The following is a 14,904-nucleotide window of genomic DNA, read 5'->3' on the forward strand; positions in this document are numbered from 1 at the left end:
ACATGAAAATAGTTATTCAAAGAGTTGCTGAATCAAGTGTTACAATTGAAGACCATAGAGTTGCAGAAATTGGTAAAGGCCTTCTTGTTTTACTTGGTATTGTAAATGAAGATACTCAAGAAGACATCGATTGGTTATGTAATAAAATTGCCAATCTTCGTATTTTTCCTGATGAACATGGTGTGATGAATAAGTCCATAATAGATTCTGAAGGTGATATAATTTTGGTAAGCCAATTCACGCTTCACGCCAGTACCAAAAAAGGAAATCGTCCAAGTTATATCAAAGCGTCAAAACCAGATGTTGCGATTCCTTTATATGAAAACTTCAAGAAAACACTTCAAAATACCCTTGGCAAGACTATACAAACAGGCGAATTTGGAGCTGATATGAAAGTGCAATTGATTAATGATGGGCCAGTGACCATTATTATAGATTCAAAAAGTAGAGATTAATGGCATCACTATTTGGACATGGATTGGTAGCTTTTACAACTTCAAAAGTTATAGATTCAAAGTCCAATAAATTGCTTTTATTTTTAGCTATAGGTTCAGCAATATTGCCAGATTTAGATGTTTTGACTTTTAAGTTTGGCATTTCATATTCTCACCCTTTCGGTCACAGAGGCTTTACACATTCAATTTTATTTGCTGTACTCTGGAGTATGCTTCTAACATTCATTTTTGGTAAGACCAGAAAATTGATTTTTGCAATTATATTGTTTTTATCAACCCTTTCTCATGGAATTTTAGATGCGATGACCTCTGGCGGTAAAGGTGTTGGCTTTTTTATTCCTTTTGATAATTCTAGATATTTCTTTCCATTTCGGGAAATCAAAGTCTCACCAATTGGCGTTGAAGCATTCTTTTCAGAATGGGGACTTAATGTTATTCTGAGTGAGCTAAAATATATTGCAATGCCTTGTTTTATAATTTTAGCAGTTTTGTTATTGGTCAGAAAATCAAATTATAAGCATTGAAAATCTAATAAAATCGCCGATAATCGAAAAAATATCAAGTGTAAGAAATTTATGATATAAATCATATAAAGAATTTAATTAAGTTTTTATATTGTACGTCCTAACTTTATAATAACGCTTAATGCTTAAATTAAAATCAACAGTTTCCCTTTTTTTATTGTTCATTTCTTTAATCAACTACTCACAGACAGAAGATGCTTACACTGCTTTGCTTGTGCCATTAGAACTCAAGACTAAAGCTAATGCCGTTGTACGATATGAGAAAAAAACGGTAGAAATACTAAGTAGTGACGAGATAAAAGTGACTAAGAAACGCATTACAACTGTATTCAATGAATACGGAAATAGGCATATCAACGCCGTTGAATTTTATGATGATAATAGTACTATAGAAGAAATAGAAGCACACATATATAATGACTTTGGTGAAGAAATAAAAAAGATTAAAGAGAGAGATTTTGTAGATGCTAGTGCAGTTAGCGATTTCTCTATATATGACGATAATCGTATAAAGTACCTAAACTATATTCCACTTAAATATCCTTATACAGTTGAGTATACTTCTGAAGTTGTGTATGAAAACACTGCTTTTTTTCCGAATTGGCAACCTATTGATGATTATTATGTGAGTGTTCAGCATGCAGAATATGAAATTTTGAATACGGCTGAAGTTGAATTGAAGTTAAAAAAAGAAAATTTCGATAATTATAACATCCAAGAGATTTCCGAAAATCATTTCATTGCAGAAAATATTCACGGTGTCAAGTATGAAGCCTATACACCAGAGTTAAAAACATTTGTACCACGTTACAAAGTTGCTCTAAAGGCCTTCAAAATGATCGATGTACAAGGTGTTAATAATAATTGGAGTGATTTCGGTAAATGGATGTATGATAAATTATTAACTGGTACGGACGAAATTCCGGAATCTACCAAAAATCATGTAAGACAACTTACCGCTGGTGTTGATGACAAAATAGAGCGTGCTAAATTGATTTACAAGTATATGCAAGATAAGACCAGATATATCAGTATACAGGTTGGTATAGGAGGTTGGAAACCAATGTTGGCAAACGATGTTGATAAATTGGGTTATGCAGATTGTAAAGGACTAACTAACTATACAAAAGCATTACTAGAAGCAGTAGATGTTCCATCGTATTATACGGTTGTATATGGAGGTCGAGGTTTAAGAGATATAGATAGTGAGTTTTCTTCAATAGAAGGAAATCATGTGATTCTTTGTGTTCCTAATGCAGATGAAAATATATTTTTAGAGTGTACGAGCCAAACAAATCCTTTTGGCTTTACTGCAGGTTTTACAGACGATAGAGATGTGTTATTGGTAAAACCAGAAGGTGGTGAAATAGTGCACACAAAAATTTATGAAGCTGATGACAGCGTACAAAAGACTTTAGCATATATAGCAATGGATAATTCTGGTAGTATAATAGCTGATGTTGATATTACTACTACAGGTTATCAATATAGTATTCATGAAGGAATTGAAAACGATACGGAAAGAGATCAGCAGTTACACTACAAAGACTATTGGGATTATATCAACAATATTACTATAGATAATATCAGTATTGAAAATGATAAAGATAATATAGTTTACAAAGAAAAGGTAAAACTCTCTTCTACTAATTACGCTTCTAAAAGTGGTACTAGGCTTATATTTCAACCTAATATGTTCAATAAGGTGACCAATATTCCGCCACGTTATACAGAACGGAAATTAGAGTTTACAATTAATCGCTCCTTTAAAGATGAAGATGAATTTATAATTCAACTACCAGAAGGTTTTGAAGTGGAGGCAATGACGGAAACTAAAGAACTTAAAACTAAATTCGGGATTTATAGATTTCAAATGGAAAAACTTGAAGGGAACAAATTAAAATACGTTAGAACTTACATCCTCAATAAAGGAAACTACGAAAAAGAGGACTATAAGGCTTTTAGAAGCTTTAGAAAACAAATTGTAAAGCACGACAAAAGTAAAATTGTTTTAACCAAGTCGTTGTAAGCCTTTATTATACAAATCAAATATTATCAATAACCAATAAATTATGAAACACCTATTATTAATCATTACTCTTTTTCTGAGTTGTAAAACCATTAACAGTCAAAATTATGAATTCGGAAAAGTATCTAAAGCAGAACTTGAAGAAAAATACCACCCAATAGATTCATCATCATCAGCAGCAATATTATATAGAAATGAAAGAGTAAGTTTCTATTATTCTTCAAGTGAAGGTTTTATGCAACAGCGCGAAATCCATGAGCGAATTAAGATATACAATAAAGATGGTTTTGATTGGGCAACTAAGAAAGAATATTTATATCAAGGTAGATCAAACAAAGAATCTCTTTCTGGATTAAAAGGGGTTTCATACAACCTTGTGGATGGTAAAATTGAAAAGGTTAAATTAAAAAGTGACGGTAAATTTGTAGAAGATTATAGTGAATTTACAAAAGTAAACTCTTTCACACTACCAAACGTAAAGGAAGGTACTGTCATCGAATATAAGTACAAAATTACGTCGTCTAGATATAGTATAGACGATATTATTTTTCAATATAGTATTCCAGTTAATAAGTTAGATGTCAAAATAGCCACACCAGAATATTATATTTATAGTAAGCAGCCTAATCTTGCGGCTAGTTATATGCCTAAAGTAAATGAGACTATAAAAAATATATCCAATCCTTTTGATTATAAAGTTAATATTATCAATGTTAATGAAGAAAATATACCTGCACTAAGAGCTGAAGCTTATTCCGGAAATATAAATAACTACAGGAGTAAAATGGCTTTAGAACTTTCAGCAGTTTTGAATGGCAATAAAATAATAGAGAAATCATTTTCAAACACTTGGGAAGAAGTCTCTAAAACAATCTACGAAAGTTCTAATTTTGGTGGGCAATTAGATAAATTTAGTTTTTATAAGGATGATTTAGAAACACTATTAGCAGGAGTTGAAGACGATTTTGAAAAGGCATCCTTAGTAGAAAATTTAGTAAAGTCTAAAGTAAAGTGGAATGGTCGTTATGGGAAGTATGCTCAAAATGGTATACGTAATGCATATAAAGTAGGTGAGGGTAATGTCGCTGACATTAATTTAATGGTTGTTTCTATGTTACGTTCTCAGGGTGTTAATGCTAGCCCGATTTTAGTGAGTACAAGAAACAATGGTATTCCACTTTTTCCAACACATGACGGGTTTAATTATGTAGTATGTAGTGTCCAAAAAGGTAATGAGTATTTACTTATAGACGCTACAGAAAAGTATAGCGCTAATAATGTACTACCTCAACGTGTACTGAACTGGCAAGGAAGGTTGATTGAAGACAAAAATGTATCGCGATGGTTTAGTATGATGCCTAACAAAAAATCTGTTGAAAAATCAATGCTCAATGTAAAAATTAATAATGATTTTACAGCATCAGGTAAAGTTTCAAAACAACTTACAGATTACATCGCCTATTTTTACCGTGATAAGTACGCAAGTATGACGCCAGAAGATCATATTAAGTCATTGGAAAAAGACAAAGGTGATATAGAAATAAGCGAATTGAATTTCGAGAATGGAAAAGAAATTACTAAACCTATTAAAATTAGTTATCAGTACGAACTATCTGATGGAGTTGATGAAATCGGTGATAAATTGTATTTCTCTCCACTTTTATTTTTGGCAACGAAAGAAAATCCGTTTAAACTAGAAGAACGTCAATACCCAATCGATTTCGTTATTCCTTATGTAGATTCGTACCTCGTAAACATTATGTTACCAGATGGATATAACATTGAGTCTCTACCAACATCTGAAGCATTAGTATTTATGGATGCTAGCATAAAGTTTTCGTATATTATTAAACAAAACGGAAAGTATTTACAATTAAAAGTAGATTTGGATATAAATAATCCTATGATCCAAGCAAAGGATTATAAGGCTTTTAAATCTTTTTTTAGTAAAATTGTAGAGAAACAAGGTGAACAAGTAATACTTACTAAAGCACAACCATGAAGATAAAAAACGCGCAAAAAGAAGTTGACGATTGGATTAAGGAGCATGGAGTGCGTTATTTCAACGAGCTCACTAATATGGCGCAACTTACAGAAGAAGTCGGCGAAGTTGCTCGTATTATTGCAAGACGTTATGGTGAACAGAGCGAAAAAGAAAGTGATAAGGATAAAGATTTAGGCGAAGAATTAGCAGATGTTATGTTTGTTGTTTTATGCTTAGCCAACCAAACAGGAATAGATTTACAAGACGCTTTTGATAAAAAAATGGATAAAAAAGCAAAACGAGATCACGATAGGCATCATAATAATAAGAAATTAAAGTAGCTTTGTAGCTTCATTATATTTCAGAGTTCCCTTATGGAAATCAGTATCCAAAAATCAACGCTTAGCAATCACCAAACAATTCAGATAACAGGTTCAAAAAGCGAATCGAATCGTTTACTGTTACTACAGGCGCTTTATCCTAAAATTAGTATAGAAAATCTATCTAATTCAGACGATTCTGTATTGATGCAAAAAGCATTAGCATCTAATGAATCTGTCATAGATATTCATCATGCAGGTACTGCAATGCGATTTCTTACAGCATATTTATCTGTTCAAGATGGAAAAGAAGTAGTGATAACAGGTTCTTCTCGTATGAAAGAACGACCAATAAAAATATTAGTCGATGCTTTAAAAACACTTGGAGCTGATATTTCATATTTAGAGAATGATGGTTTTCCACCTTTGAAAATAATTGGTAAAAAACTAACTAAGAATAAAGTTACCTTAGATGCAAATGTAAGTAGTCAATATATTTCGGCTTTGTTGCTCATTGCTTCAAAATTAGATGATGGTTTAGAATTAACACTGAATGGAAAAATAACATCGGTTCCATATATTAAAATGACATTGAGCTTGTTAAACGAAATTGGTATGGAAACTAGTTTTGTGGAAAACACCATTTCAGTAAAGCCTAAACTTTCAGATATTGAACCTCAAACCTTAACCGTTGAATCCGATTGGTCTTCGGCATCTTACTTTTATAGTGTCATAGCTTTAAGTACTATTGGAACAGAAATTACAATAGGATCATATAAAAAAGAAAGCTTACAAGGCGATTCGGTTCTAGCCAAAATCTATAAAAGTTTTGGGGTGACTACATTTTATGATGAAAATAGTATTCGATTGGTGAAAACTGAAGAATCAAAAACATCTCATCTAGAATTTCATCTTAGTGATGCGCCAGATATAGCTCAAACTATTGCTGTTACAGCTTTTGGTTTAGGAGTAGAATGTTACATGACAGGTTTGCATACTTTGAAGATTAAAGAAACAGATCGTTTGGTTGCGCTTAAAACCGAATTGGATAAATTAGGTGCAGAAATAGATATTACGGAAGACTCATTAAGAGTAAATGTTTCAAATGATATTAAAAGTAATATTTCAATTGCTACATACAACGATCATAGAATGGCAATGGCATTTGCTCCATTGGGTTTAAAGACTTCTATTATCATTGAAAATGCTGATGTTGTGAGTAAATCATATCCTCAATTTTGGGAAGATTTTAGTAGTATTGGTTTCAACTTAAAATAAACACGCTTTTACTTGACAAGGCCTATGTTGAGATTGTATATTTGCGACTTGTAAAAAAATAAAAAAACATACATGAAATTATCACACTTTAGTTTTGACCTTCCAGACGAATTATTAGCCGAACATCCTGCAGAGCACAGAGACGAAGCAAGATTGATGGTACTTAATAGAGAAAAGCAAACTATTGAGCACAAACAATTCAAGGATATTATTGATTATTTTGATGAAGGTGATGTGATGATTCTAAATAACACTAAAGTTTTTCCTGCACGCTTATACGGTAATAAAGAAAAAACTGGTGCGCGTATCGAAGTATTTTTACTACGTGAATTAAATCAAGATCAACGTCTTTGGGATGTATTAGTTGATCCTGCACGTAAAATAAGAATTGGTAACAAACTTTATTTTGGTGAAGATGAAACATTAGTAGCTGAGGTAATTGATAATACAACATCTAGAGGGCGTACACTGCGTTTCCTTTACGATGGTTCATATACAGACTTTAGAAGAAAATTAACTGAATTAGGGGAAACACCATTGCCAAAATATATTAAAAGAGAAGTAGAGCCAGAAGATGAAGAGCGCTACCAAACTATTTTTGCAAAAAATGAAGGAGCAGTTGCAGCACCAACTGCAGGTTTACATTTCTCAAAGCACTTGCTAAAGCGTTTAGAAATTAAAGGTGTAGAAACAGCAGAAGTAACTCTGCATGTTGGTTTAGGTACATTTAACCCAGTTGAGGTAGAAGATTTATCTAAGCACAAAATGGATAGCGAAGAGATTGTTATTACCCAGAGAGCAGCAGATATTGTAAATAGAGGTATTGAGAATAAGAAACGTGTTTGTGCAGTTGGCACAACATCGATGCGTACCATAGAAAGTTCAGTATCATCAAATGGTAGATTAAATGAATTTGATGGGTGGACCAACAAATTTATCTTTCCACCTTATGATTTTAGCATTGCCAATTGTATGATTACAAACTTCCATACACCAAAGTCAACGTTGTTAATGATGACTTCTGCATTTGCTGGTCATGATTTCATTAAGAAAGCTTATGAAGAAGCTGTAAAAGAAAAATATAAATTCTATTCGTATGGTGATGCTATGCTTATCATCTAATTATGATTTAAAATAATATAGAAAGCCTCTTAGTTGAGGCTTTTTTATTTTAAGAGAAAACCGAATTCATTTAAGTACTTTTGCATCAAATGGAACTGAAAAAGAAAGATATAAGAGCGTTAACCAAAGAGCAACTAAGAGATTTTTTTGTTGAACAAGGAGATAAAGCGTTTCGAGGCAACCAGGTGTATGAATGGTTGTGGCAAAAATCTGCTCATAGTTTTGAAGATATGACTAACGTATCATTAGAAACTAGGCAAATGCTTAAAGATAATTTTGTAATCAATCATATCAAAGTAGATCAGATGCAACGAAGCTCTGATGGTACCATTAAAAATGCCGTAAGACTTCATGATGATTTAATTGTGGAATCGGTTTTAATTCCAACAGCAACAAGAACTACAGCTTGTGTGTCCTCTCAGGTTGGATGTAGTTTAGATTGCAAATTTTGCGCTACAGCACGATTAAAACGTATGCGAAATCTCAATCCAGATGAAATTTATGATCAAGTAGTTGCTATTGATAATGAGAGTCGTTTATATCACAACAGACCATTAAGCAACATCGTATTTATGGGTATGGGAGAACCACTCATGAATTACAACAATGTACTTAAAGCTATAGATAAAATTACATCACCAGAAGGTTTAGGGATGTCACCAAAGCGAATAGTAGTTTCGACTTCTGGCGTACCAAAGATGATTAAAAAAATGGCTGATGACGAGGTGAAGTTTAAGTTAGCGGTTTCGCTTCACTCAGCAATTGATGATGTAAGAACTTCAATAATGCCTTTTAATGCTACTTTTCCATTAAATGATTTGCGTGAAGCACTGCAATATTGGTATGCCAAAACAAAGAACAGAATTACCTACGAATATGTGGTTTGGGATGGCATTAATGATAAACGTAAAGATGTAGATGCTTTAGTTGAATTCTGCAAATTCGCACCAAGTAAAGTAAATCTTATAGAGTACAATCCAATTGATGATGGAGAGTTTCAACAAGCCAATTCAAAAGCGATAGATATGTATGTAAATGTTTTGGAAGCGAATAACATCACTGTTACTGTGCGAAGAAGTAGAGGCAAGGATATTGATGCTGCTTGTGGACAGTTGGCGAATAAAAGTTAAGAAATAAAAAAAGCGGCAATCTGCCGCTTTTTTATACAATAATTATCAGGTTAATTCTTTACAAATCTAATTGTCTTAGAATAACCATCAATATTTACCTTAGCTAAATAGACTCCATCATTTAAAGATGAAACATTAATAGACTCAGATGTACTTGATAATGGTTTAGAAATAACAGCCTGACCTAAAATAGAATATATTTCAATATTTGTCATAGCCATATCAGACGAATCTAAGTTAAGTGTTTTAGAGATTTTATTATAGTTATGTGTGAAAACATTAGATTCAAAATCTGCAACGCTTAATGACACATCTATATTAGAATCAAACATAAGTACAAATCCAGAATCTCCTGCACCAAATGAACGATAAGCAATATGATAATCACCTGAATTACTCACTGAAAATGTATTAACTTCTTCATATGCCATAGTTTCTAAAGTAGCAAAATCACCTTGAGTTACAATACCAGTATTAGAAAATAAAGTAGCGAGTTGTGTAGCAGTAGAAGAAGTTGCATCTACGATGAAAGCTTCAAGACTTGCATTTGGAGTTCCACTAAATACGTTATATCTTGTTGTAACTTCATAAGTAGTACCACCAACTAAAGCCAAAGGAGGACTAAACATCCAATCATCTTTCATTACAGTAGCCGGATCTCCATTAGCATTTGTAGCAAATGTTTCAGGAATCATGTCACCATCTAAATCTAAATCTTGTTGAGTAATCCAAGAAAGTCCGTCACCATCAGCATCTTCCGTTGCGTAACAATTAACAAAAGCATTATTGTTATCAAATACCTCCGTAGATGGTATTGTATAATTTGTACAATCAAAAGCTGTTAAAAATCCTACTGGACCAACTTGTGCACTATCTCCGTTGCCACCACTACAATTTGCTGTAATGTAAAGTTCATAATTTGTGTCTGGCATTAGGCCTGTAATATCGTAGTTTGTAGCTGCAATGTCATTTACTATTGTCCCAGTACCTAAGGTGAATCCTAATTCACCGTACTCAATATCAAAAACAGTACCAGCACCATTTGGATCAGTCCAGGCAACGTCTACGCTTGTGAGAGTAATCCCGTTTGGTCCAATAGCAAAGCTAGTGGGATCAGCACATGAAGGTATTTCTACAAAATCAACATTATCAAGTCCCCAGGCATCACCATCATTGTTCTCCATAACAAACGCAACATATATAGAGCTTCCGACGTATGCTGATAAATCTACTGACCATGGCTGAAAAGCACCACCATTTGTGTCTAACTCGTCTATTGTAAATACAATATCCGTAAATCCAGCAATATTAGTTTGTGTTGGATCAGTTGATACTCTAACTTTAACTTCCGAGCCAAAGTCTGGAGCGTTAAAATCAGTCATATCAAAAGTTAAAAGATTGTTCATAGTTGTAATGGCAATTTGAGGAGTAACAATCCAGTCTTCTGCTATCTGACCAGCTGGAAGAACCTCTGACCATCTTACAGAAACATAATCGTCTGTATCGTTTACAGTCCATGACCAAGTTGTTCCAATACCATTATCAAATACTGCCCATCCTGCGGGAATATTAGGCCCTCCATCAAAACTTTCAGGGAATTGGGCATAGCTTACAAGGCTTATACAAAGTGTTAATAATAACAAAGTAATTTTTTTCATGCGTTTTCGTTTTTTTGGATTAATAGCTTTAAATCTACGAATAATTGCTCAAAAAAAATGTTAAATCCCTAATATTCAATTTTTGTCGATATAAACTACCTTTATTCGTAATTTTGCAATGGTTTAGATGCATTTATGAAAATAACCGAACAAATAAAACAACCCATAGCTTATGAAATGGAACTTTTTGAACAAAAGTTTCAACTCTCTATGGCGAGTAAGGTGGCACTCCTTAATCGTATAACGCACTACATTGTTAATCGTAAGGGTAAACAGATGCGACCAATGTTTGTGTTCTTGGTTGCTAAAATGATGAACAATGGTGAGGTAAGTGAGCGTACCTACAGAGGGGCATCAGTTATTGAGTTAATACATACAGCAACATTAGTACACGATGATGTTGTAGATGATAGTAATAGAAGACGTGGCTTCTTCTCTATTAATGCGCTTTGGAAAAATAAAATTGCTGTACTTATAGGTGACTATTTGTTATCAAAGGGCTTATTGCTTTCAATTGATAATAATGATTTTGACTTATTGAAAATCATCTCCGTTGCAGTACGCGAAATGAGTGAAGGTGAACTGCTTCAAATTGAAAAAGCCAGACAATTAGATATTACTGAGGATATTTATTATGATATCATTCGTCAAAAAACAGCAACCTTAATAGCAGCTTGTTGTAGTTTGGGTGCTGCTTCGGTAAAACCAAATTCACCAGATGTAGAAGCCATGCGAAAATTTGGTGAGCTCATAGGTATGGCATTTCAGATCAAAGATGATTTGTTCGATTATGGAGAAGAAGCCATTGGGAAACCAACTGGTATTGATATTAAAGAACAAAAAATGACACTGCCTCTAATTCACGTTCTTAATAACTGCTCTAAAAAGGAAAAGGCTTGGTTGATTAATTCAGTAAAAAATCATAATAAGGACAAAAAGCGAGTTAAAGAGGTTATTGCTTTTGTAAAATCTAATGGTGGGTTAGAATATGCAGTTTCAAAAATGAAATCTTTTCAAAAAGAAGCCCTTGATTTACTGCATAGTTACCCAGAATCGCCATATAAATCTTCACTAATACTCATGGTGGATTATGTTATTGACAGAAAAAAATAAAATTTAAAATACTGAAATACAGTTTATTAAAAATAAATTTCAATTATTTTCACTCTCAAGACAACCCTTTGTAATAAAATTGCGTCTTTATAAATAGAAGCGCAATACAAATCAACTTAATGAAAGTTATTCAACTTCATAAAAACGAATCTAAACTCATACAGAGAGCTGCGAAACACAATCGCGAAGCACAACATGTATTGTATGAGTTACATGCGCCAAAAATGCTAAGTGTATGCAGATATTATATTAAAGATGTACACCAAGCAGAAGAAGCAATGTTAAATGGTTTTTTTAAGGTTTTTAAATACCTAAAAACATTTAAAAATAAAGGAAGTTTTGAAGGTTGGGTAAGGAGAATAATGGTAAGAGAAGCAATTTCGTATTTGAGGCAGAAAAAGAATATTGAATTTGCTACAGAAGATGAATATTTAGAGCACGATTATTCTAATAACATTAAAACAAATATTGAAGTTGCTGAAATACAGCAGCTCATTGATAGCCTTCCAGAAGGTTACCGAATGGTATTTGTAATGTATGCGATAGAAGGTTATAAGCACAATGAAATTGCAGAATTATTAAACATTTCTGAAGGCACATCAAAATCGCAATTATTTAAAGCACGACAAATGCTTCAAAAGAAAATTAAAGAATTAAATAACAATAGTTATGGCACCAATTAAATTCGAAGAAAATATAAAAGACAAGCTTGAGAAGCGAACCTTGTCACCATCGTCAGAAAGTTGGTCTAAGCTATCTGATCGATTAGATGCTGATGAAAAGAAGTCGAGAAATCCAATCTTTTGGTGGTTAAGTATTGCTGCAGGATTGATTATAATGATTGCTGTATCTGCACATTTTTTTAAATCGAGTAATACAGAAGACACGTTACCAAAAATGGTAAATGATGAACCTAAAGTAGAGCAATTAGAAGATAAAACACCAAAACTAAACGATACTAATTCTTTAGAGTTAGCAAGTGAAGAAGAAATTGTTGAAGATAAAAATGAAAGCTTGCAAAGTACTAAAGAGCCTCAAATTTTAGACTATAAAAAAGTAACAAATAAAAAAACGCAGTCTAAAATTCAACTTGCTGAGAATGAAACTCTAAATGGTGAAAATAATGAACCTAAGAAAACAGAAGAATTAAATATGAATCTGCAAAGCCTAACTAGCGACGCTATAATGAAGGAAGCAGTTGCAGAGGCATTAAATAATTTAAAATCAGAAAACACAACAGTTGCAGACAGAGAAATAGATTCTTTATTAAAATTAGCGAGTAAAGAACTGTTTAAAGAAAAATTACAAAAAGAACCCTCAAAAACTGTAGATGCAAATGCACTATTATTGAGTGTGGAGGATGAAATGGGACAATCTTTTAGAAGCAAAGTGTTTGAAGCACTAACGGAAAGTTACGAAACCGTAAAAACGGCAGTTGCAGATCGTAATAACTAACAAGTTCCTGCGAAAGCATGAATCTCATAAAAAAGAACCAAAAACGAGAATCAAATTAATAAACATCAATAAATCAAAAAACGAACAGTTATGAACACAATTACAAGATTAGTAGTATATGCAATTTTAGCATTAACATTTACTACAGCACAAGGACAAAACAAAAAATTAGATTCATTAAGGAAAGTTGACATGGATCAGAAAGTCCTTAACTTAGAAGAGGAAAGAGCCAAAATAGAAGATCAGGAAAAATCTATTTTAAAATTAAAAATATCTAAGATTAATAAGCGATTAGATAATAAAGAAATTACAGCTGCTGAAGCAGAAGACCTAAAAAAAGAAGCTGCAAAAACAGCAGCACTTAATATCGAAAACCGAAGAGCAATAATCGATCAGAAGATAGAGTTATTGAAAAGAAATGGTTACGAAGACTATCAATACAGAAAATATGATGATGGTGATGGAGTAATTATAAGAATAGGTGGAGATGAAAATACAAATGAAAGTTTTATTTATATTGGTGATAAGTCAAAAGACAAACCTAGAAAATACGACCGAAGGACGACTGAAGATGTTGTATTTGCAATAGGATTTAACAACACACTAATCGATGGACAAGATTTAGATGATTCACCTTACAAACTAGGAGGTTCTGGTTTTGTAGAATTAGGTTACGCTTGGAAAACCAGGATTTTTGACAACACTAACTTTTGGAGATTAAAATATGGTTTCTCGTTTCAGTGGAATAAGTTAGATATAAAGGATAACAATTTTTTAGTGAACACAGATGGTGATATTTCTTTACAAGAATTTCCAACGGATTTAAATAAAGGTAAATTCAGAACTACAAATTTGGTATTCCCATTACATTTAGAATTTGGACCATCTAAAAAAATTGAAAAAGAGAACTATTTTAGATATTCTACACATAAGAAACTAAAAGTTGGTTTAGGTGGATATGCAGGTCTAAATATTGGCAGCATGCAAAAACTAAAATACAAAGAAGATGGAGAACGTGTAAAAGATAAGCAACGTGGTGGGTTTGAAGTCAGTGAGTTTGTTTACGGTCTAAGTGGCTATGTAGCTTTGGGTGAAATAGCTTTATATGTTAAGTACGATCTCAATCCATTATTTAAAAACCAAACGATAGATCAAAATAATATTTCAGTAGGTCTCCGTTTTGATATGGACTAAACCAATCAATTTTTTGAGTGTTAAAAGCCTTAATCTGTTTTTGGATTAAGGTTTTTTTTATTGATATCGTTTAACGTTTTGGCTAAACTGCATTTTACATGCAGTTTAGGTATTGTTGTGCTTAGTATTTATTAATTCACCAATATTTGGAATCAATGGTCTGAAAAATGATTTTAGTTTTTCTAACCACTCAAAGTCGTCTTGAGCATAAGCTAATAATACATCAATCGGTCTTTCTCCATTGTCATCTTTTAATTCTATATCCGCACCGTTTTCTAAAAGAATTTTAAGCATTTTCAATGCTTCTGGGTAGGGTGAATCAAGATTGTTTTGAATCATTCCATCAATACAATAGTCAATTGTTTCAGAAAGAGGTGCTCCATAATCAATGTTGACATTAGCGCCTTGATCAATTACAAATTGTAAAGTTGAAGGGTTATCACTATTAATAGCAGAGGAAATTGGTGTTATTCCAATTCCATATTTAGCATTAATATCTGCACCCTCTTGTAACAGTTTATGGGCTCCCTCAATATCAGACTCAAATATGTAAGAATTAAGTTCTTTCATTCTATTAAGCGCAACTTACTGATATAAGTCCGTTTTAATGACTTATATCAGACGTTAAACGAAGTTCGGTGT

At 32.6% G+C, this 14,904-nt stretch carries 14 protein-coding genes; 12 read left to right on the top strand and 2 right to left on the bottom strand.

The annotated features are described in order from the left end of the window. The first annotated feature begins 2 nt into the window (after positions 1 to 2). The 8 genes from dtd to rlmN all read left to right on the top strand — a co-directional run bounded on the left by dtd (position 3) and on the right by rlmN (position 8,842). The gene (gene dtd, locus Q0822_RS14935) at positions 3 to 455 is read left to right on the top strand and encodes a D-aminoacyl-tRNA deacylase (RefSeq protein ID WP_299125074.1); all 453 of its coding nucleotides are present in this window, start codon (positions 3 to 5) and stop codon (positions 453 to 455) included. Further along, positions 455 to 979, top strand: a complete 525-nt coding sequence (locus tag Q0822_RS14940) for a metal-dependent hydrolase (RefSeq protein WP_299125076.1) — start codon at positions 455 to 457, stop codon at positions 977 to 979. The genes dtd and Q0822_RS14940 overlap by 1 nt, the downstream gene beginning before the upstream one ends. Before the next feature lie 121 nt (positions 980 to 1,100). Further along, positions 1,101 to 3,008, top strand: coding sequence for a DUF3857 domain-containing protein (locus Q0822_RS14945; RefSeq protein ID WP_299125078.1), 1,908 nt, complete (start codon positions 1,101 to 1,103; stop codon positions 3,006 to 3,008). A 43-nt stretch (positions 3,009 to 3,051) separates the two neighbouring features. Continuing rightward, complete coding sequence (locus tag Q0822_RS14950) at positions 3,052 to 5,010, top strand: hypothetical protein (protein ID WP_299125080.1); 1,959 nt, start codon at positions 3,052 to 3,054, stop codon at positions 5,008 to 5,010. Further along, the gene (locus Q0822_RS14955; RefSeq protein ID WP_299125082.1) at positions 5,007 to 5,333 is read left to right on the top strand and encodes a nucleotide pyrophosphohydrolase; all 327 of its coding nucleotides are present in this window, start codon (positions 5,007 to 5,009) and stop codon (positions 5,331 to 5,333) included. The genes Q0822_RS14950 and Q0822_RS14955 overlap by 4 nt, the downstream gene beginning before the upstream one ends. Positions 5,334 to 5,366: 33 nt before the next feature. Continuing rightward, on the top strand, positions 5,367 to 6,590 hold the full coding sequence (locus tag Q0822_RS14960; RefSeq protein ID WP_299125084.1) for a 3-phosphoshikimate 1-carboxyvinyltransferase: 1,224 nt from the start codon (positions 5,367 to 5,369) through the stop codon (positions 6,588 to 6,590). 72 nt (positions 6,591 to 6,662) lie between these two features. Continuing rightward, complete coding sequence (gene queA, locus Q0822_RS14965) at positions 6,663 to 7,712, top strand: tRNA preQ1(34) S-adenosylmethionine ribosyltransferase-isomerase QueA (RefSeq protein ID WP_299125087.1); 1,050 nt, start codon at positions 6,663 to 6,665, stop codon at positions 7,710 to 7,712. Positions 7,713 to 7,801: 89 nt separating this feature from the next. Next, on the top strand, positions 7,802 to 8,842 hold the full coding sequence (gene rlmN, locus Q0822_RS14970) for a 23S rRNA (adenine(2503)-C(2))-methyltransferase RlmN (RefSeq protein WP_299125090.1): 1,041 nt from the start codon (positions 7,802 to 7,804) through the stop codon (positions 8,840 to 8,842). Positions 8,843 to 8,892: 50 nt separating this feature from the next. On the opposite strand, the gene Q0822_RS14975 is transcribed toward rlmN, so the two are convergent. After that, positions 8,893 to 10,500 carry a choice-of-anchor J domain-containing protein gene (locus Q0822_RS14975; RefSeq protein ID WP_299125092.1) on the bottom strand — a complete coding sequence of 536 codons (1,608 nt, stop codon included), beginning with the start codon at positions 10,498 to 10,500 and terminating at the stop codon, positions 8,893 to 8,895. Positions 10,501 to 10,635: 135 nt separating this feature from the next. On the opposite strand from Q0822_RS14975, the gene Q0822_RS14980 reads away from it, so the two are divergent. The 4 genes from Q0822_RS14980 to Q0822_RS14995 all read left to right on the top strand — a co-directional run bounded on the left by Q0822_RS14980 (position 10,636) and on the right by Q0822_RS14995 (position 14,262). Further along, positions 10,636 to 11,613 carry a polyprenyl synthetase family protein gene (locus Q0822_RS14980; protein WP_299125095.1) on the top strand — a complete coding sequence of 326 codons (978 nt, stop codon included), beginning with the start codon at positions 10,636 to 10,638 and terminating at the stop codon, positions 11,611 to 11,613. Between the two features lie 119 nt (positions 11,614 to 11,732). Next, positions 11,733 to 12,296, top strand: coding sequence for an RNA polymerase sigma factor (locus Q0822_RS14985; RefSeq protein WP_299125099.1), 564 nt, complete (start codon positions 11,733 to 11,735; stop codon positions 12,294 to 12,296). After that, positions 12,283 to 13,068, top strand: coding sequence for a hypothetical protein (locus Q0822_RS14990; protein WP_299125102.1), 786 nt, complete (start codon positions 12,283 to 12,285; stop codon positions 13,066 to 13,068). Before Q0822_RS14985 ends, Q0822_RS14990 begins: the two co-directional genes overlap by 14 nt. A 90-nt stretch (positions 13,069 to 13,158) precedes the next feature. Further along, complete coding sequence (locus tag Q0822_RS14995) at positions 13,159 to 14,262, top strand: hypothetical protein (RefSeq protein ID WP_299125103.1); 1,104 nt, start codon at positions 13,159 to 13,161, stop codon at positions 14,260 to 14,262. A gap of 105 nt (positions 14,263 to 14,367) precedes the next feature. On the opposite strand, the gene Q0822_RS15000 is transcribed toward Q0822_RS14995, so the two are convergent. Further along, entirely contained in the window at positions 14,368 to 14,832 is a 465-nt protein-coding gene (locus tag Q0822_RS15000) for a hypothetical protein (protein ID WP_299125106.1), read from the bottom strand. Positions 14,833 to 14,904: the final 72 nt, after the last annotated feature.

This window comes from uncultured Winogradskyella sp., from assembly GCF_947496485.1.
Taxonomy (GTDB): domain Bacteria; phylum Bacteroidota; class Bacteroidia; order Flavobacteriales; family Flavobacteriaceae; genus Winogradskyella.